General features: G+C 70.0%; 13 protein-coding genes and 1 pseudogene. 9 read left to right on the top strand and 5 right to left on the bottom strand.

Annotation, left to right across the window (positions count from 1 at the left end):
• Window positions 1-31: 31 nt before the first annotated feature.
• Window positions 32-1,255 (bottom strand): family 1 glycosylhydrolase, encoded by a 1,224-nt coding sequence (locus ACU6P3_RS01980; protein WP_447195624.1) that lies wholly within the window; start codon window positions 1,253-1,255, stop codon window positions 32-34.
• 736 nt (window positions 1,256-1,991) lie between these two features.
• Between ACU6P3_RS01980 and ACU6P3_RS01975 the strand changes: the two genes are divergently transcribed.
• The 6 genes from ACU6P3_RS01975 (at window position 1,992) to ACU6P3_RS01950 (ending at window position 6,919) form a co-directional block, all read left to right on the top strand.
• Window positions 1,992-2,714: a ThuA domain-containing protein gene (locus ACU6P3_RS01975; RefSeq protein ID WP_447195623.1), complete on the top strand. Its 723-nt coding sequence runs from the start codon at window positions 1,992-1,994 to the stop codon at window positions 2,712-2,714.
• Complete coding sequence (locus ACU6P3_RS01970) at window positions 2,684-3,820, top strand: Gfo/Idh/MocA family protein (protein WP_447195622.1); 1,137 nt, start codon at window positions 2,684-2,686, stop codon at window positions 3,818-3,820. The genes ACU6P3_RS01975 and ACU6P3_RS01970 overlap by 31 nt, the downstream gene beginning before the upstream one ends.
• A 178-nt stretch (window positions 3,821-3,998) precedes the next feature.
• The gene (locus tag ACU6P3_RS01965; protein WP_447195621.1) at window positions 3,999-4,772 is read left to right on the top strand and encodes an SDR family NAD(P)-dependent oxidoreductase; all 774 of its coding nucleotides are present in this window, start codon (window positions 3,999-4,001) and stop codon (window positions 4,770-4,772) included.
• Window positions 4,773-4,866: 94 nt separating this feature from the next.
• Entirely contained in the window at window positions 4,867-5,367 is a 501-nt protein-coding gene (locus ACU6P3_RS01960) for a YunG family protein (RefSeq protein WP_447195620.1), read from the top strand.
• A 150-nt stretch (window positions 5,368-5,517) separates the two neighbouring features.
• Window positions 5,518-6,120 (top strand): TetR/AcrR family transcriptional regulator, encoded by a 603-nt coding sequence (locus ACU6P3_RS01955; RefSeq protein WP_447195619.1) that lies wholly within the window; start codon window positions 5,518-5,520, stop codon window positions 6,118-6,120.
• A 94-nt stretch (window positions 6,121-6,214) separates the two neighbouring features.
• The gene (locus ACU6P3_RS01950; protein WP_447195618.1) at window positions 6,215-6,919 is read left to right on the top strand and encodes an MOSC domain-containing protein; all 705 of its coding nucleotides are present in this window, start codon (window positions 6,215-6,217) and stop codon (window positions 6,917-6,919) included.
• 93 nt (window positions 6,920-7,012) lie between these two features.
• Here ACU6P3_RS01950 and ACU6P3_RS01945 read toward each other — a convergent pair whose 3' ends face one another.
• The 3 genes from ACU6P3_RS01945 to ACU6P3_RS01935 form a co-directional block, all read right to left on the bottom strand.
• Window positions 7,013-8,212, bottom strand: a complete 1,200-nt coding sequence (locus ACU6P3_RS01945) for a transglycosylase family protein (RefSeq protein ID WP_447195617.1) — start codon at window positions 8,210-8,212, stop codon at window positions 7,013-7,015.
• A gap of 60 nt (window positions 8,213-8,272) precedes the next feature.
• Window positions 8,273-10,348: a glycoside hydrolase domain-containing protein gene (locus ACU6P3_RS01940; RefSeq protein WP_447195616.1), complete on the bottom strand. Its 2,076-nt coding sequence runs from the start codon at window positions 10,346-10,348 to the stop codon at window positions 8,273-8,275.
• Between the two features lie 273 nt (window positions 10,349-10,621).
• A complete protein-coding gene (locus ACU6P3_RS01935) occupies window positions 10,622-12,085 on the bottom strand; it encodes an FG-GAP-like repeat-containing protein (RefSeq protein ID WP_447195615.1) in 1,464 nt (487 codons plus the stop codon).
• 757 nt (window positions 12,086-12,842) lie between these two features.
• Here ACU6P3_RS01935 and ACU6P3_RS01930 point away from each other — a divergent pair.
• The 3 genes and pseudogenes from ACU6P3_RS01930 to ACU6P3_RS01920 all read left to right on the top strand — a co-directional run.
• Window positions 12,843-13,382: a MarR family winged helix-turn-helix transcriptional regulator gene (locus ACU6P3_RS01930; protein WP_447195614.1), complete on the top strand. Its 540-nt coding sequence runs from the start codon at window positions 12,843-12,845 to the stop codon at window positions 13,380-13,382.
• 141 nt (window positions 13,383-13,523) lie between these two features.
• Complete coding sequence (qcrB, locus tag ACU6P3_RS01925) at window positions 13,524-15,251, top strand: cytochrome bc1 complex cytochrome b subunit (protein ID WP_447195613.1); 1,728 nt, start codon at window positions 13,524-13,526, stop codon at window positions 15,249-15,251.
• A 276-nt stretch (window positions 15,252-15,527) separates the two neighbouring features.
• Window positions 15,528-15,678, top strand: a pseudogene (locus ACU6P3_RS01920) (glycosyltransferase family A protein); the annotation flags it as partial.
• A gap of 1,276 nt (window positions 15,679-16,954) precedes the next feature.
• Here ACU6P3_RS01920 and ACU6P3_RS01915 read toward each other — a convergent pair.
• Window positions 16,955-19,234: a catalase gene (locus ACU6P3_RS01915; protein ID WP_447195612.1), complete on the bottom strand. Its 2,280-nt coding sequence runs from the start codon at window positions 19,232-19,234 to the stop codon at window positions 16,955-16,957.
• Between the last annotated feature and the right edge of the window lie 194 nt (window positions 19,235-19,428).

The raw sequence follows: 19,428 nt of genomic DNA, 5'->3' as shown, positions 1-19,428 counted from the left end.
CTATGGAGTGGGTACCTGCACGGTGTTGTCCTCACGGTCGTGGGGTACGGTCAGCGCGTGCGCGGCGAGCGGTCTCGCCCAGCCACGCGAGGCTGGGCTTGGGGCGGCGCTCGAAGGTCTCCCGGTCGACCTCGACCAGACCGAACGTCGGCTCCCAGTGGCCCCACTCGTAGTTGTCCAGCAGGCTCCAGTGCAGGTACCCGCGTACATCGATGCCGTCGGCCAGCGCTGCCCCGAGGTGGTCCAAGGCCTCGCGGGTGTAGGCGATCCGGCGGGTGTCGTCCCGGGTGGCGATCCCGTTCTCGCTGATCAGGATCGGCATGCCGCCGGTGACCTCGGCGGTGTGCCGCACGGCGATACTCAGGGCGTCGGGCCGGTAGGCTGTTCCCACGAGTGTGTTGTCCGGATGCGGTGGGTGGGGCTCGATGCCGTCCGGGCCGACCCACTGGCTGGAGTACGACTGCACGCCGACGAAGTCATCGCCGTGTGCTCCCTCCAGATAGAGGTCCTCCCAGATGTGCTCCAGTTCCCGCTTCTTCTCCTCGGCCCCTGGGCGGGCGACGAAGGCACGGTTGGCGACCGTCCAGCCGACCTTGGCGGCGGTGCGCTCGCGCAGTACGTCCCGGGCGGCGTGGTGCGCCTCGACCAGCCGTTCGCCGATCTTCACATCGGGAGCCGGCAGCGGCGGCCGCGGGCTCTCGTTGTCGACGGTGGGGCTCTGCCACTCCTCGGCCGTCTGTCGGTCCCGTACGGCCCGCGCCATGCCGACCATGACGGCCAGCATGTTCGGCTCGTTCATGGTGACGACCCACTCGACGCCTTCGAGGATCGGCGAGACCGCTTCGGTGTACGCCCGGAACCGCTCGACGGCGCGGTCGCCGAGCCAGCCGCCCTCCTGCGCGAACCAGAGTGGGCTCGTGAAGTGGTGGAGGGTCACGACCGGGGTCAGGCCGAGCTCGGAGGCTGTCTCGATCATGCCTCTGTAGTGGGCGAGTTCGGCTCGCGAGAATACCCCGGGCACAGGCTCGATCCGTGCCCATTCGATGCCGAAGCGATAGGCATCGAGACCGGCGTCGGCGAGCAGTTCCATGTCTTCGCGGTACCGGTGGTAGCTGTCGCAGGCGTCACCACTGCGCTCCATGCCCGGTATCCGCCCCTCGCTCGCCCAGAAGTCGCTGTTGAGGTTGTTGCCCTCGATCTGGTGCGGTGCGGTGGAAGCTCCCCAGAGGAATCCGGGAGCGAATTCGGTCGTCATGGACTGCCTTCCTGTCTGTGGGTGGTGACGGCCTGCCGGTGCTCGCGCTGCGACCGGTGCTGTACGGAGGCGCCGCACAACCGCACTCGTTCCGCCGGGAGTTCAGCGCTCCTTCGTGGGTGGGGCCGAGACCTTCTTCGGTGTGGCAGTGCGCGGATACGCGCCGGGCGAGTGCCAACTATTACCAAGTGGTTGGTTTTCGTTGGGGACGCTAGACCTGGATCACCAGGGTGGGAAGGTCGCCGTTCGGCTTCGTGATCAGAACGTTATGTCTCGCGGTCGCGCCCTGCCGTGCCCGCGGGTCCGGGCCCCGGCGCGCGCGAGGGGGTGACCGCGGACCTCCGGTCAGGGCCCACCCTCCACAGTCCGTGGCGGCGGCATTCGCCAGTGCTGGTCTCGTCGACGCGTTGTCGCTGTTCGGCATCACGGGCCTGGCCTGACCTGGCCTGGCTCGGGGAGGCGTTTCTGTTCTTCAACCGCGGGATCATCGCGGGTATGGCGTCGGGAGCGGTGAAGTGACCCGGCAGGCATCGACAGGCGGGCGCGCGCGGCGTTGGGACCGCCCACGTCCGGTGACGATGCGCGCGGCGTGGTTCACAGGGCGGCTCCTTTCCGGGACGCTACGTCGTGCGGAACGGCGAGGCGGGGCGCGGGAGGGCCCGGGCCCCACCCGCGCCCCGCCGAGCCCGCTTGTCGTAGGACCCCGAGTCGGAGGAGCACAGGAGCGGTGGGAACAATGAGACGCGACGTTTCTGAGAAGAGGGCCCTGGTGGTGCGGGGCGGATGGGAGGGGCACCAGCCCGTCGAGGCCACGGAGTTGTTCATGCCCTTCCTCGAACGCAGCGGATACGACGTGCGAGTCGAGGAGTCGACCCACGTCTACGCCGACGCCACGACCATGTCCGGCACCGACCTCGTCGTCCAGTGCGTCACCATGTCGGAGATCTCCGCCGACGAGCTGAAGGGCCTCGCCGGGGCCGTCGCCGCCGGCACCGGCCTGACCGGCTGGCACGGCGGCATCGCCGACTCCTTCCGCGCATCATCGGACTATCTCCACCTGGTGGGAGGCCAGTTCGCCACTCACCCGGGCAAGGATCCCTGCGAGCGGCGGGGCGGGCAGGAGGACAACTACCTGCCGCACACCGTCGACATCACGGACCTCGGACGCGAGCACCCCGTCACCGCGGACATCGGCGACTTCGCCCTGGACACCGAGCAGTACTGGGTGCTCCACGACGACCTCATCGACATCCTGGCCACCACCACACATCCCACGCGTCCCTGGCAGCCGTGGCAGCGCCCAGTGGTCTCCCCGGCGATCTGGACCCGGAACTGGGGCGCGGGACGCGTCGTCGTCACCACCCCCGGACACAGCGTGGACGTACTCGAGAATCCGAACGTCCGCACCGTCATCGAAAGGGGCATGCTGTGGGCGACCCGCACCGCATCGGCATCGTAGGACTCGGCGTCATATCCCGTGCCTACGTGGAAACGCTCGCGAACCATCCGGCCGTGCGGATCACCGCGGTCGCCGACCTCGACGCGGCCCGGGCCACCGCGGTCGCCGCCGGGATCTCCGGCGCGGAAGCCGTGACCGTCGAGAGGCTGCTCGGCGACTCCGACGTCCAGACCGTGCTCAACCTCACCACCCCGGCGGCTCACGCCGAGATCGCGCTCGGCGCCATCGCCGGGGGCAAGAACGTGTACGGCGAGAAGCCGCTGGCCGCGACCTACCGTGACGGGAGGGCGGTCGTCGAGGCGGCGGCCGCGGCGGGCGTGCGCATCGCCTGCGCCCCGGACACCGTCCTCGGCACGGGCACCCAGACGGCCCGCGCGGCGATCGACGCCGGCCTCGTCGGACGCCCCCTCGCCGCGCTCGCCGTCATGGTCACCCCGGGACACGAACGCTGGCACCCTCATCCCGACTTCTACTACACCGAGGGCGGGGGCCCGCTGATGGACATGGGACCGTACTACGTCTCGGCCCTGGTCCACCTGCTGGGACCGGTCCGCGCGGTGATCGGCGCGTCCGCCCGCCTGCGCGGCGAGCGGGTGATCGGCTCCGGACCGCGTACGGGGGAGACGATCCCGGTCGAGGTCGACACCCATGTGTCCGCGGTGCTCGAGCACGTGGGAGGCGCGTTGTCGACGCTCACGACCAGTTTCGACGGCACGGCCACGACGGCTGTCCCCATCGAGGTGCACGGCGAGACCGGCACGCTCGCGGTCCCCGACCCCAATCGCTTCGACGGCGAGACACGGCACTTCGAACTCGGCGGCACCGACTGGCGCCCGCTCGAACCGTCGGCCGGATACGTCGGCGGTGCCCGTGGCGTCGGCCTCCTCGACTTCCTGACCGCCGACGCCCGGCGCCCGGCACGGGTCGGCGGCGATCACGCCCTGCACGTGCTGGAGACACTGCGAGCAGTCCTGCGCTCTTCGTCCGAGGGAAGGCGCGTCGAACTGACGACCTCGGGCAACCGGCCGGAACCGGTGCCGCTGACCCCTGCCGACGAGTGGAAACGAACGGGCGCGTCTTCCGTCCGGCGGATGGACCCACGCTGATCACACCGCTGCGCACATGCGAGGCACAAGGCCGTTGCCGGGTCGTACAGACCGGTCTGCCGGGCGAGCCTCCGTGCCGCCGGCGGTCACGGCGGGCCGGTGTCGGCCGTGATGTTGACATCCGGACATCGACCACCGCAAGCTGCAGACCACCCGCTTGTCCTGGAAGGAACTGTGCGTGCAGGACGTCACCACCCGCGGAGCGCTCGTCACGGGTGCCTCACGTGGCATCGGACGTGCGACCGCGGTCGCCCTGGCGGTGGCGGGACACCGCGTCGCGGTCCACTACGGGCACCACCGCGAGGACGCCGATCAGACCCTCGCCCTGCTACCCGGCGAGGGCCACCTGGTCGTCGGCGGGGACCTCGCGGATCCGGCCGCCGCGCGTGGCGTCGTCGACGAGGCGGTGCGGGGGCTGACGACCCTGGACGTCCTGGTGAACAACGCAGCGGTGGCCCCGCGGGCGGCGAACCGGCACCGGATCGGCGAAGTCGGCTGGGACGCCTGGGTCGAGACGTGGAACTCGATGATCCACACCAACCTCCTCGGGGCGGTGAACGTCACCTGGGCCTTCGTCGACCAGCTGATCGGCCGCGGCGCGCCCGGCAGCATCGTCAACGTGGGTTCCCGCGGTGCCTACCGGGGCGAGCCCGACCACCCGGCGTACGGGGCGGGAAAGGCCGCACTCCACGCGTTCGGCCAGTCGATCGCCGTCGCCCTGGCGCCCCACCGGATCGCCGTCACCTCGGTGGCACCGGGTTTCGTCGCCACCGAACGTCAGATGGCGAAACTCTCCGGCCCGGAGGGAGACGCGGTGCGGGCGCAAAGCCCGTTCGGCCGGGTGGGGACCCCGGAGGAGATCGCCGCGGCCGTCGTCCACCTGGCCTCGCCGGGCGCGGCCTGGGCCTCCGGAGCCGTACTGGATCTCAACGGAGCGTCCCACCTGCGATGACCACGGGGGAGGGGAAGCACCCCCGACGAGAGGCGGAGCGCCGTCGGCAGGCGGAGCGCCCTCGATCGTCAGTGCCTGGTGGGAGGCTGACGGCATGACTCCTTGGAATCTGCTGGATCTCGACCGGGCTCTGCGTGAGAGCTGGGCCCTCGACACCTGTTCGCCCGACGACCTGGACGACTGGCGGCCCGGCAACCCCGCCCGGGGCCACTGCGACATCACCGCCCTGATCGTGCAGGACGTCTTCGGGGGCTCCCTCGTGGTGGGCGAGGTGTACCTCGACGGAACGCAACACGGTTTCCACTGGTGGAACCGGCTGCCCAGCGGGGTCGAACTGGATCTGACACGTGAGCAGTTCCTGCTGGGGCAGACCATCGGTGCGGCCCGCGTCGTCGAGCGTCCTGCCGGCCCGCTGCCGCGCCGCTGGGACGAGTACCTGTTGTTGCGCGAGCGTGTCGGCGAACGCCTGGGGTCGGGCCTGCCGGAGGGGAAATGGCGTCAGCCGTCCAGCACGACGGGCCCCACACTGCCGTCGGACCCGCCGTCGGGCGGCCGCACGCCGACGAGGACGGGGGCCCTCCTTCCCCGTGAGTGACCGCGTCAGGCCGGTGCCGATGCGCCTCGGCCGATGACGGCGGTCTTCGCCGCGCCCTGGCGCTCAGGTTTGGACGCTGTGTCCCCGCTCTGCCATCATAAGGAACCGGGACATTGTCCCGGTAAGTCGGGTGGTGGAGGGACGGACACGGTGAACGGCGGCGATCGGGACGCGGGGCGCACGGCAGGACGCGCGGCACGGCCCAAGCGGGCGGACGCGCGACGCAACGAGGAAGCCCTGCTCGACGCGGCCGCCGCGGTTTTCGTCACGTCGGGCGTGGAAGCGCCGATCCGCGACATCGCGGCCGAGGCCGGCGTCGGGACGGCCACGATCTACCGCCACTTCCCGACGCGGGCGGATCTCATCGTCGCCGTCTACCGGCATCAGGTGGAGGGCCTTGCCGAGGCCGGTCCGGCGCTGCTGGCGGCCTGCCCGACTCCGCATGCCGCGCTGGGGCGATGGATCGACCTCTTCGTCGACTTCCTGGTCACCAAGCACGGACTCGCCGCCGTGCTGCAGTCCGACGACCCCTGCTTCGACCCCCTGCACTCCTACTTCCTCGACCGGCTCGTCCCCGTGTGCGCGCAGTTGCTCGACGCGGCAGCCGATTCGGGCGAGATCCGCTCCGATCTCGAGCCGTACGAACTGATGCGCGGCGTCGCGAGCCTCTGCGCGGGGGCCGGCAGCAATCCCCGCTACGACACACGCCGACTGGTCGGGTTCCTCGTCGCGGGACTGTGCCGACCGCACTGACGAGGCGTCGCCGTCCACTCAGGCCCGCGGTCGGCAGGCAGACAGACGCCGAATTCACTGGAGCACTCGAAGGCGAGTGGTTACCATCCGGCCAATGAGGTTGCTGACAGTGAACCGGGGCCGTCCCAGGGCTGTGGAATACACCAACTCTCCGAGTGGGACCACCGGGATCTTCAAGGAACCCGCCGATGGTCCGGTCGGGGTGGCCGATCCCGGCCCCCCGGGCCGGGGCGGCAGTGGCGTGGCCGGTGACGCGGTCTGCGACCTGCGTCATCACGGCGGCAGCGACCAGGCGGTGTACGCCTTCGCCCGGGAGGACCTGGACTCCTGGGAGCGTGAGCTGGGACGGTCATTGCCCAACGGCGCGTTCGGGGAGAACCTCACCACATCCGGCCTGGACATCACCGGCGCCCGGATCGGTGAGCGCTGGCGGATCGGGCCCGACCTGGTGCTGGAGACGACGAGCGGACGGATCCCCTGCCGCACCTTCCAGAGCAGACTCGGCGAGGAGGGCTGGGTCAAGCGCTTCACCCGACGTGCCGTCACCGGCGCCTATCTGCGAGTGATCGTTCCCGGCGAGATCCGGGCCGGTGATCCGATCGAGATCGTGCACCGGCCGGATCACGAGGTCACGGTGGCCATGGCCTTCCGGGCGGTCACGCTCGAACGGGAGCTGCTGCCCGAGGTCCTCGCCGCCGGCGACGCCCTGCATTCCGAGGCGCTGCGGCTGGCGCGCGAGTATGTGGCTTCGCTCAACGACAGTGCGCGGCACCGGCCGACCAGGAGCAGTGTTCCGTAACGCCGAATGCCGCCGCCCCCGCTACGGCGTCGAGCGTGCGGGGCGCCCCGAGGGAGGCGCCCCGCACGGTCTCGGTACCGGCCTGCTGGTGTCTTACCAGCCGCCGGTGCCGATTTCGGTACGGCCGCCCAGTGTGCTGCCGTTGCCTTTGTAGAGGTAGAGCTTGCCGGTCTTGTAGGGGGTGGATTCGATGGCGGTGAGGTCGCCGATGCCGTCGCCGGTGAAGTCGGCGGCTGCGTAGTCGGAGATGCCGTTCCAGCCGCCTGTGCCGATGAGGATCCTGCTGCTGAGTGTGTTGAGGCCGGTGTTTCCGGTGCCGGGGTAGAGGTAGAGTTCGCCGGTTTCGGTCTTGGTGGCGATGAGGTCGGCTTTGCCGTCTCCGTTGAAGTCGCTGGGGGAGGCGAGTTTGTTCATGCCGTTCCAGCCGCCGGTTCCGATGAGGGCGCGGGTTCCGAGTGTGTTGAGGCCGGTGTTTCCGGTGCCGGGGTAGAGGTAGAGTTCGCCGGTTTCGGTTTTGACGGCGCCGAGGTCGGTCTTGCCGTCGGCGTTGAAGTCTCCGGAGAAGAGGTTCTTCATGCCGTTCCAGCCGCCGGTTCCGATGAGGACCCGTGAGCCGAGTGTGTTGAGGCCGGTGTTTCCGGTGCCGGGGTAGAGGTAGAGTTCGCCGGTTTCGGTCTTGGTGGCGATGAGGTCGTCCTTGCCGTCCGCGTTGTAGTCGCCGACGGTGAGGTTCTTCATGCCGTTCCAGCCGCCTGTGCCGATTTCCACGCGGGAGCCGAGCATGTCGAGTCCAGACCGGCCGGTGTTGGGATAGACGAACAGCTTGCCGGTGGTGACCTGCACGGCGACCAGGTCCTTCTTGGTGTCACCGGTGAACTGGCCGGCTGAGAGCTCCGTCATCCCGGGGTCGGCCACCCGGGGCGGATACGGGTCGGCGTGGTCACGGCCCAGCCCGGCTCTGGGCCCGCATGTCGGCCAGGCTCCTTCGCCCTGCACGGCGAGGACCTTCTCCGCGGTGCGGATCTGTTCCTCCTTGGTCGCCAGATCGGCACGGGACGCGTACTGCGTGCCGCCGAAGGAGGCCCACGTGGACTGCGAGAACTGCAGGCCGCCGTAGTAGCCGTTACCTGTGTTGATGTGCCAGTTGCCGCCGCTCTCACACTGGGCGACCTTGTCCCAGGTGGCGACCGAGGCGGCGGATGCCGTGGGAGCGGAGCTCCACAGGGCGGCGGTCGCTGTGGACGCGACGGTCAGTGCGGCGAGCCGCTTACTGGCACGCGTGAGGGAAGACATACGAAACCCCGTTGGATGAGAGGAAAGTTGAGTGGTCGGATCGCGCTCGCGGACCGTGGTCTACCAGCCGCCGGTGCCTATTTCGATGCGGTCGGCCAGTGTGCTGCCGTTGCCTTTGTAGAGGTAGAGCTTGCCGGTCTTGTAGGGGGTGGATTCGATGGCGGTGAGGTCGCCGATGCCGTCGCCGGTGAAGTCGGCGGCTGCGTAGTCGGAGATGCCGTTCCAGCCGCCTGTGCCGATGAGGATCCTGCTGCTGAGTGTGTTGAGGTCGGTGTTTCCGGTGCCGGGGTAGAGGTAGAGTTCGCCGGTTTTGGTCTTGGTGGCGATGAGGTCGGCTTTGCCGTCTCCGTTGAAGTCGCTGGGGGAGGCGAGTTTGTTCATGCCGTTCCAGCCGCCGGTTCCGATGAGGGCGCGGGTTCCGAGTGTGTTGAGGCCGGTGTTTCCGGTGCCGGGGTAGAGGTAGAGTTCGCCGGTTTCGGTTTTGACGGCGCCGAGGTCGGTCTTGCCGTCGGCGTTGAAGTCTCCGGAGAAGAGGTTCTTCATGCCGTTCCAGCCGCCGGTTCCGATGAGGACCCGTGAGCCGAGTGTGTTGAGGCCGGTGTTTCCGGTGCCGGGGTAGAGGTAGAGTTCGCCGGTTTCGGTCTTGGTGGCGATGAGGTCGTCCTTGCCGTCCGCGTTGTAGTCGCCGACGGTGAGGTTCTTCATGCCGTTCCAGCCGCCTGTGCCGATTTCCACGCGGGAGCCGAGCATGTCGAGTCCGCTGCCGCCGGTGTTGGGGTACATGAACAGCTTGCCCGTCGACACCTGTACGGCCAGCAGGTCGTTCTTGCCGCCGCCGCTGAACTCACCCGCCGCCAGCTCCGTCATCCCCGAGTCGGACACGGCCGAGCCGACGTCCATGTGGTTGCGGTCGATGTTGATGCTGGTTCCGCCGTACGACTCGGTGACGTTGCCCGCGTACTGGTGCACCCGCTGGCGGTCGGCCCAGTAACCGGACGGCAGGTTGACGTCGTTCGTGTTCGCCTGGCCGTTCCAATTCGCGACCCACACCACATCGGGGCGGTGGTAGGAGCTGGAGTTGTAGACCGAGGCGAGGTCCTTGATGCCACTGCTGGAGGAGCTGTAGACACCCGAGCGGAAGCCGAGCTCCCGGATCCGCTGCGACCATCCAGAGAGGTAGTTGAGCACGTTGGTCCGGTAGCCGGACGAGTACTGCTCCATGTCCGTGTACAGCACGGTGCCGTTGGCGAAGCCCAGGTCCTTGGCCAGGTCGGCGGCCTTGTCCGCGGACGAGCGGCCCTGCGCCGCCGCGTTGCCGGAGGAGATGCCCGAGGCCTGCAGCCCCGCGTAGATGGGTAGCATGTGCCAGCCGCGCGACGTCTGTGTCTGTATCCATGAGGCGGTCAGGTTGGGCTGTGCGCACACCCGCGTCGGACCGCCGATGTAGATGCCGACACCGCGGTACGGCGAGGCAGCCCAGTCGGACATGGCGGCGTTGGACGGGGCGGCGCAGGCGTCGAACGCCTTGCCCTTGTAACCCGTTGACGGGGTCACCGCTGCGAGGGAGGGGGCCGTGGGCGGCGCCGGTCGCTCGGCGGCAGGCGGCTTCGGCGCGGTGCCGTCCACCGTGGCCGAGGCCAGGATTCGCTGTACGGCGGTGGTCGTGCCGCTGTGACTGGCCGTCGCCGACAGCCCCGCCGCCTCGAACGTCACGCGAACTTCGTGGCCTTCGTCGGTGGGCAGTGTGCCGGGGACCGGCCCTCCCTCCGGGACAGCCACGACGGGGAGGTCGGTACGCGCGGTGGCGCCGGAGACGGGCTCGATGACCAGGGCGTCGGTCTTCGGCCCGATCAGACGGGTCGGACAGTCCTGGTCGGCCCCGGGGTGGCCGAGGTAGATGGTGTTCCGGTCGAGGCGGACACAGGTGTCGGGACGTGCCGCCAGGTCGACCACGTCCCAGTCGGCGGGAACCGTCAGGGACAGACCGTAGTACGAGACGTCCTTGCCGTCCGTCCCCGAGGTGACGGAGCCGGCCGCGTCGGCCGAGGCGGGGTTCAGGGGTGTGGCGACGATGGCGGCGGCCGCGCCGAGGGCGGCCAGTCCGCGGAGGTACTTCGTGGTGTTCTTCTCACTCATGGGAACTCCCGAGAGCAGCAGCAGGCGGGCGGCGGGCATGGCGCCGCCCGGGCTGCGGGCTGAATGGTGAACGGGGCCCGCACCACTGCGGTGCCGGGGCACGGGCCCACGTCCGGTGAAACGGGTAGGGCGCCGGTGGCGGGGGCTGTTCAGCCGGCTGTCGGCCGACAAGCGGTCAGCGGATGGGCGGCCATCCGTTGTCGGGTGGCCGGGCCGGGAGTGCTGTCAGCCGGAAGGGGTGCCCCGCCACTGGTGTCAACGGGACGGCGTGGTCTACCAGCCGCCGGTGCCGATTTCGGTACGGCCGCCCAGTGTGCTGCCGTTGCCTTTGTAGAGGTAGAGCTTGCCGGTCTTGTAGGGGGTGGATTCGATGGCGGTGAGGTCGCCGATGCCGTCGCCGGTGAAGTCGGCGGCTGCGTAGTCGGAGATGCCGTTCCAGCCGCCTGTGCCGATGAGGATCCTGCTGCTGAGTGTGTTGAGGCCGGTGTTTCCGGTGCCGGGGTAGAGGTAGAGTTCGCCGGTTTCGGTCTTGGTGGCGATGAGGTCGGCTTTGCCGTCTCCGTTGAAGTCGCTGGGGGAGGCGAGTTTGTTCATGCCGTTCCAGCCGCCGGTTCCGATGAGGGCGCGGGTTCCGAGTGTGTTGAGGCCGGTGTTTCCGGTGCCGGGGTAGAGGTAGAGTTCGCCGGTTTCGGTTTTGACGGCGCCGAGGTCGGTCTTGCCGTCGGCGTTGAAGTCTCCGGAGAAGAGGTTCTTCATGCCGTTCCAGCCGCCGGTTCCGATGAGGACCCGTGAGCCGAGTGTGTTGAGGCCGGTGTTTCCGGTGCCGGGGTAGAGGTAGAGTTCGCCGGTTTCGGTCTTGGTGGCGATGAGGTCGTCCTTGCCGTCCGCGTTGTAGTCGCCGACGGTGAGGTTCTTCATGCCGTTCCAGCCGCCTGTGCCGATTTCCACGCGGGAGCCGAGCATGTCGAGTCCGCTGCCGCCGGTGTTGGGGTACATGAACAGCTTGCCCGTCGACACCTGTACGGCCAGCAGGTCGTTCTTGCCGCCGCCGCTGAACTCACCCGCCGCCAGCTCCGTCATCCCCGGATCCGCGGGGCCGTCCTCGACGACCGACTTGTTGCGGACCGGGACGAAGGTGCCGTAGCCCGAGTAGTAGGGGTACGGGATCTCGCGGTGGTGCACCCCGGAGGAGGTGAACTCGTAACCCATGTACGTGGAGTGGTCCGAGTTGGTCCACTTCTCGAAGAGGACCACGTGGCCGGAGGCGCCGCTGGCCTTGTTCAAGAGCGCGTCACCCGGCTTCAGTTCGCTCTTGCCGATTCCCTCGGTGACACCGCGCGGGCCGAAGGTGTCCGTGGTGAGCGACGCGTCGAGCTTCCAGGCCATGGACACGTAGCCGGAACAGTCGGTGCGGTAACCCTGGTACGAGCCGCCCCAGTCGTAGTCGAGGCCGATGCCCACCCAGGCCTTGGCCCGCGCTATCACCTGGCTCCGGGTGATCTTCGGGGCGAGCGCCTGGATGCCCTGCTCGGTGGGTTCCTGTCTGGACGGGTCGACCGGTGTGACCGGGCCCTGGCCGTTGCTTCCGTGGTCGTCGTCGGAAGCGGCGGCCGAGACCGTGGCCTGTACGGGGGCGGGCGCGGCCGACGCCGACGTGGCCGCGAGCGTGCCGCCCGTGACCGCGCAGACCAGAGCGACGGATATCGCGGAGGAGCGCAGCATGACGTTATGGGACACAGAGTTCTCCTGTGGTGTTCTCCGGCATGGCGAACAGGGTTGTCCGGCCTGTTGGCCAGCGGAACTGATGGTGTGTCAGGGATGTGGACAGGTGAATGGGCGGCCCTCGTCGGGCAGTGCCCAGGGATGTCGGCCGACCAATGCGGAGCCCGTGAATCCGGGCTCCGCCCCGCATTGCGTGCGCCACCGGCCGGAGCCGGTATGGCGGAATGGAAGCCTTCTGTTTCCAAGGCGGCCCGCTTTGAATGGTTCGAAATCTAAGGCGGATGCGGTGTGTTGGTCGCGGTCACGGCCATAGCCTCCGCGATCTACCCGCGTTGAGCGTCATCCTTGAGGAGGGGGTGATCTCCAACCACCGGACGAGTCGTTGTCATGCGTTTGGAGCACATGGCTGATTCTCGCTGTACCGTCAGGCGTAGGCGGAAAAGGTAAAGAGGGGGAAAGTGGAAGCGGAATGCCAACTCATGGAATTCGTCACTCCGGTGACATGCGTACCGTGTGTTCCGTGTGACGCGTCGGCCTCGTTGATTTCCGGGCGTGTCGGTTCCGCGGGCAGCGGAACGCGCCCGGAGGGTGGAGTGCACAGTCAATCGGACGCGTTTGTTCCGCTGTGTGACGGACGGTCCGCGTTCACCGTGTCGTGACGTGATGTGTGCCACTCCGTCATGCCGGGGGATGTGGAGCCGTCGTGGCTGTGGAGCGCGGCTAAACGTGTTGATTTACTTGAGTAAAGCAAGTAGCTGGTAGGGTGGTGTGCATGCCGACACCGCCACAAGCAGCCGCCCCCGTCTCGTCACACGTGGTCGAGATCGAGCGGGCTCTGAACCGTATCGCCTATCTGACCAACCGGGTCAGGCAGCACGAACGGCTCATGGCGCTGGCCGGAGTGCCGCTGGACCGGGCCGCCGTGGCGCTGCTGCGGCGGATCGCCGACGCGGACCCTCTGCGCCCCGGTGAGCTGGCCGTTCAACTGGGCGTGGAGGCGTCGCACGTCACCCGGCAGGTGCAGCAGTTGCAGAAGGCGGGTTATGTGACCCGGGTCCCGGACCCGGATGACCGCCGCGCGCAGCGCATCCAGCTGGCGCAGGCCGGCCGGGACGCGGTCGACCGCATCAGCGAGGCGAGCTGCCGGGGGATGCAACTGGCCCTGTCGGAGTGGTCACCCGAGGAACTCCAGCAGCTCGCGACTCTGTTCCACCGGATGGTCGACGACTTCCTCCGCCACGCCGTCGACGACGAGGACACCGGGGCCCCGACCGGCGGCCCCGCTCCCAAACGGCCGGTGGCCGGCGGTTGACCGGTTGACCCACCTGGCCCGCGCCCTCACCCCCTGTTGTGGGAATGCGGTGGCCGTGTCCGCTACGGCCGGTGTCGGTCGGGTAGTCCACCTGCGGTGGGCGGTGGCCCCAGCCGACGCGGACAAGGGGGAGCGTGGCCGATGCTGTTCCGGAAACGGCAGGCGAGGGCCGAGGCACGGGCGCGTCGGGCGGCGGTCACCGGATTCGTCGCGCTGGACCGCCGGCTGCCGGTTTCCGAGGCCGTTCGGACGCTGCTGCGGAAGGCGTTCCCCGATCACTGGTCCTTTCTGCTGGGCGAGCTCGCCCTTTACAGCTTCCTGGTCCTGGTGGTGACGGGCAGCTACCTCACCCTGTTCTTCCGGCCCGGCACGGCGCAGGTGGTCTACCACGGCTCCTACGTCCCGTTGCAGGGCCTGCCGATGTCCGAGGCCTACGCCTCCACCCTGGACATCAGCTTCGCCGTACGTGGCGGGCTGCTGATCCGTCAGATGCACCACTGGGCGGCCCTGATGTTCGTCGCGGCCCTGACGGTGCACATGCTCCGGGTCTTCTTCACGGGGGCGTTCCGCCGCCCGCGCGAGGCCAACTGGATGGTAGGGGTGACGCTCTTCCTCCTCGCGCTGCTGGAGGGTTTCGCGGGCTACTCGCTGCCGGACGACCTCCTGTCCGGCACGGGCCTGCGCACCGCCCACACGATCGTGCTCTCCATTCCCGGCGTCGGAACGTACCTGAGCGATTTCATGTGGGGCGGGGTCTATCCCGGGCAACTGATCATTCCCCGGCTGTACATCCTGCACGTCCTGTTCGTGCCGGGGATACTCATCGCGCTGATCGGCGCGCATCTCGCTCTGGTCGTGTATCTCAAGCACACCCAGTGGGCGTCCCGGGGCAGGACGAACACGAACGTGGTCGGGCAGCCCATGTTCCCGCAGTTCACGGCGAAGTCCATGGGGCTGAGCGCGATGGTCTTCGGTGTGGTCGCCTTCATCAGCGGCCTCGCCCAGATCAATCCGATCTGGACCTACGGTCCTTACCGCACCGACCAGGTCGCCACGGACGCGCAGCCCGACTGGTACGTGGGCTTCCTCGAGGGGGCGCTGCGCCTGATGCCCCCGTGGGAGAACTCGGTGGCGGGGCACACCTTCATGTGGAACGTCCTGATCCCGGCGGTGATCCTGCCGGGGCTCGTCTTCACGGTGCTCTACCTGTATCCGTACGTCGAGAAATGGGCGACCGGGGACCTGCGGGAGCACCACCTGTGTGACCGCCCCCGCGACAATCCGACCCGTACGGGCCTGGGTGTGGCGGCGATCGTCTTCTACGCCGTCCTCCTGCTGGCCGGGGGCAACGACGTCATCGCCTACTCCTTCCAGGTGTCCGTCAACGCGCTCACCTGGATCTTCCGCGTGACGGTCGTCGTCGGACCGATCGTCTCCTACGCGGTCACCAAACGCCTCTGCCTCGCCCTGCAGGCACACGACCGGCGCCTGCTGGAGGAAGGGACACCGACGGGCAAGGTCGCGCAGAGCGTCTACGGCGAGATCGGCACGGGGCACGCACCGGTCCCGGCCGAGCAGCGCTACCGCGTGCTGGTCCGTGACATCCCCGTACCGTTGGAGAGACCGGGCACCGAGGCGTCCCGTGGCGACCGGCTCCGGGCCGCGCTGAACCGCTGGTACTACGGGGAGCGCGTCGACATGCCGGTGTCGGACGAGGAGCGCGGGCAGATCGCGCGCCGGACACTGGACCCCGCGTCCCGGGCGGAGGCGACCGCCCGGCAGGCGACCACCGCCTCCTCGCAGGAATCCGCCTCCTCGCGGAAGACCGCGTCCCCGACGGACACCGTCACCCGGCCGGACGAGGAGTAGCGGAGCAGGCGGGGTGGCGGCGGGACCCGCGGGTCATCCCACGTATCTGCGCGCCGTGGACGTGCGCCGCGACCGCTACCCCTTCACCGTTGTCCGGCGGCCGGCCTCCAGCAGCCGCCCCGAGTGCTCCACTAGGGGCGGGAGCGGCCTTCGCCGGGCCAGCGCCGCCGGGAGGCCTGGCGTTCGCGGCCCCGGGTGAACGGGGGGAGCCACCGCCCGAGTGGCGGGCCGACGAGCACGAGCGTGACCGCTGGTGCCGCTTCTCCGGTGGGCGCGCGAGCCCTGTGCCCCGGGCGCAACACCGGTGCGCTGGGCCGCAATCTCGCCGTCCGGCAGGCCATCACCCCCTACGTCGCCTAGTGACGACGACTCGTGGTGGGCACCCGGCGCGCTCGCGACCGCGGCCGACCTCTTCGACGCGCACCCCGCCGGGCGAGCCTGCTGCGGACGCTCGACCGGCTGGCCGCCCTGCCCGAACGGCCGGCGGTCGTCGTCGTCGACAACGGCTCCACCGACGCCTCCTCCGCCTCGGCACGCGCCCACCCCGTCTCGGGCTGCTGGCGGCCCGCACCCTGGTCGGTCCCGAGCAGTCGGACGATCGGGGACGGTGGCGTGCGGATCGCCGGGCGGCCCCGCCAGCAGGCCGTCCTCGCCCGGGCCGCCGGTGGCAGGTCGACGGCGACCTCCGGCGGATCGCCGGTCCAGTGCCGCAGGGAGGGGACGGCACGGCCGGACGCCCGGGTCGGCAGGAGCGTGTCCACGGCACCGGTCGCCCGGGCCGCGTCGTACAGGGAGGCGGGCGCGGCGAGCCGGGCCCCGCGCACCGGCGGCCCGCCACGCGGGTGCGGGTCCCAGACGACGGGCACTCGCGCGGCGGCCGCGGTGAGCGCCGCGCGCAGGACGTCCGCCGTGCCGCGCCCGTAGTCGGAGACGAGGACCGCGCGCGGTGGCCAGCGTCTCCTCGGCCTCCCGCGTCGCCCCGCCCGCCCGGCCGTCCCCGTCGTCGAGCCTGAGCAGCGGTCGGCCCTGGACCATGACCCGGTCTTGGCCGGCAGGCTTCCCGCCAACGGCAACTCCACCAGGTGTACGCGCCCGGCGAGCAGGGCGCGCAGTTCGGCGTCCGCCGGGCCGTCGCCGAGCGCCGTGACGAGGGTGACCGCGCGGCCGTCGAGGGCGGCCAGATACGCGGCGAGCGCGGCCCCGCCGGGCCGGGTCGTGCGCTGGAGGTGACCGAGGCGGCGCGAAGGTCTCGGCCCAGGGCCGTGCCCTGCGCTGGCCCGCCGTCGTGGTCGCGGAGGGGTGGCGCCGGACACACTGGACCGGTGGTGGGACTGGTGCCTGTCCGGAGCGGGCCGGTCCGCCGCGGCACGCCGCGCCCGCCTGATGGGGAACCACACCGCGTAGCGTCCGTCCCGTCCGGCGGTACGACCCGGCTCCCCGCCCATGCAGGGCCCGCCGCGCGCACCGGGGCACGTCCCTCCCCGCCGGGCGGCCGAGCGGCACCGCCGTGGTCGCCGGCCGCCCCGAGGGCCTGCCGCCGACGGCGGCGCCTACCGGCGCGGCCCCCTCGTCAGGCGCCCGTGCCCGGGGCCGTGACGAGAACCGTCACGGGTGCCCCGCCCTTGAGGAGAACCTTCACGGGCGCCTGTGAGCAGAGCCGCCACAGGCGCCCGTGGGGAGAGCGGTCACCGACCGGTTCTGTCTCACACGCCCGCGGGGAAGCGTTCCCACACCCGGTGGCTGCCCAGCAGCTCGGTGATCCCCGCCAGTACGTCGGTCCCGCCGGTCCCGGTCACGACACCGGGCGCGCCGGTGGAGATGCCCGCTGTTTCGAGGACCGTCTCGGCGCCGGCCCAGCCGCCGAGGGCCTTGCCGTGCCGGAACGCCTCGGCGAGCATCAGCAGGACCCGTGGGTCGGTGGCGGTGCCCGACGCCGGCGTACCGTTGCCGGCCTTGGCGTCCCGCGCGCCGTACGCGTCACTGCCCGGCCCGGGGACGCCGGCCAGCAGGATGGCGTCGTACTCGATGGAGCGGGCGGTGGCGAACGTGCGCTGCACCGTGATCGGCGAACCGTCCGCGTCGAGTTCGCCCCCGGACGGCGCGATCACCAACGGCACCATGCCCGCGTCGAGGACCGTCTGCCGTACGGACCGCACGCCGCCCAGATCGCCGTCCCCGTCGGTGACGATCCCGATGACCCGTCCGTCCAGCGGCCAGGTCCGGCCCAGTTGGGAGAGCGCGGGGCTCGGGTCCAGGGCCAGCAGGGGCACGGTGGCCTCCGGCGCGGGCAGCCCGAGTCCCTTGGCGACCTGTTCGCACAGCTCGGGGTCGATGTTGGCGAGCACCCTCAGCGCCCGTTCCTTGATCGCCTGCTCGTAGCACTTGCCCAGCTCGAAGGTGTAGGCCGCGATGATGTGCTCGCGCTCGACAGGCGTCATGCTCAGCCAGAACAGTCGCGGCTGGGTGAAGTGGTCGGCGAAGGAGGCGGGCGCGTCACGCGCCTTCCTCGCCTCCGGCACCTCGACCGGTACCTCGATGTACGCGCTCGTGTCGGCCCCCGCCTTGAACGGGCAGCCACCGTCCAGGGAGTTGGGGCGGTACGGCGCGGCGCCCGCGTGCACGGCGGTCTGGTGCATGCCGTCCCGGAGCATGTCGTTGACCGGCGCGTGCGTCCGGTTGACCGGGATCTGGGCGAAGTTGGGGCCGCCGAGACGGCTGATCTGCGTGTCCAGGTACGAGAACAGCCGTCCCGACAGCAGTGGGTCGTCGGTGATGTCGATGCCGGGAACGAGGTGGCCGGGGTGGAACGCGACCTGCTCGGTCTCGGCGAAGTAGTTCGACGGGTTGGCGTTCAGCGTCAGCAGCCCGACCGGCTGAACGGGCGCCAGCTCCTCGGGGACGATGTTCGTCGGGTCGAGCAGGTCGATGCCCTCGAAGGTCTGCTCGGGTGTGTCGGGGAAGGTCTGGATGCCCAGCTCCCACTGCGGGAAGGCGCCGGCCTCGATCGCGTCGGCGAGGTCCCGGCGGTGGAAGTCGGGGTCCATCCCGTTGATGATCTGAGCCTCCTCCCACACCAGCGAATGCACCCCGAGCTTGGGCTTCCAGTGGAATTTGACCAGGGTGGTGGCACCTTCGGCGTTGACGAGGCGGAAGGTGTGGATGCCGAAGCCCTCCATCGTCCGGTAGGAGCGCGGGATGCCCCGGTCGGACATGTTCCACAGGGTGTGGTGGGTCGCCTCCGTGTGGAGGGTGACGAAGTCCCAGAACGTGTCGTGGGCGCTCTGGGCCTGCGGGATCTCCCGGTCCGGATGCGGCTTCCCGGCGTGGATGATGTCGGGGAACTTGATCGCGTCCTGGATGAAGAACACCGGGATGTTGTTCCCCACCAGGTCGAACGTGCCCTCGGTGGTGTAGAACTTCGTCGCGAAACCGCGCGTGTCCCGTACGGTGTCCGACGATCCGCGGGAGCCGAGCACCGTCGAGAAACGTACGAAGACGGGCGTCTCCGTGTCTTTGCCGAGGAAGGCCGCCTTGGTGACCTGGGAGGCCGTGCCGTACGCGTGGAAGACACCGTGCGCGGCGGCGCCCCGGGCGTGCACCACCCGCTCGGGGATCCGCTCGTGGTCGAAGTGTGTGATCTTCTCCCGCAGATGGTGGTCCTGGAGGAGAACGGGGCCCCGCGCACCGGCCTTGAGGGAGTGGTCGCTGTCGTACAGCCGAGCGCCCTGCGCGGTGGTCAGATACGGTCCGTGCTGCGCCACGCTCGCCCGGTCCACACCCGTGGCGGCGCCGGTGGGGGTGACGGTGTCGGGGCCGCTCTGGTCCGGTTTGGGCGGCAGCGGGTCGTGCGGCTCGACCGGCTCCTCGAGCGGCGGCGACTGCGCCGCCGGCTTGCCGGGGATCCCGTCCGCCGGGCCGGTGTCACGGCGCAGCGCGGCGGCTACCTTCTCGGCAGCGGCCGCGAGCGGATTGTTCTCAGCCATCATCTCTCCAACCAGGGGGCGACAACAACGCCACAGCCATGACCCCGGCACCGGGCATTGAAACGGGCCCGCGCCCCGCCATGGCCTCGGCGGTCCGGCCCCGGCCGCGCCTCCACGCGGCCAGGACGGTCCGCGTACCCCGGCCCCCGGGAGGGAAACGGGCCGCTCCGGTCCACTCCACCGGCCTACCGCGC

Source organism: Streptomyces hebeiensis (assembly GCF_052983195.1).
Note: the sequence above shows the minus strand (reverse complement) of the source record. Positions and strands in the feature narration are given on the sequence as shown.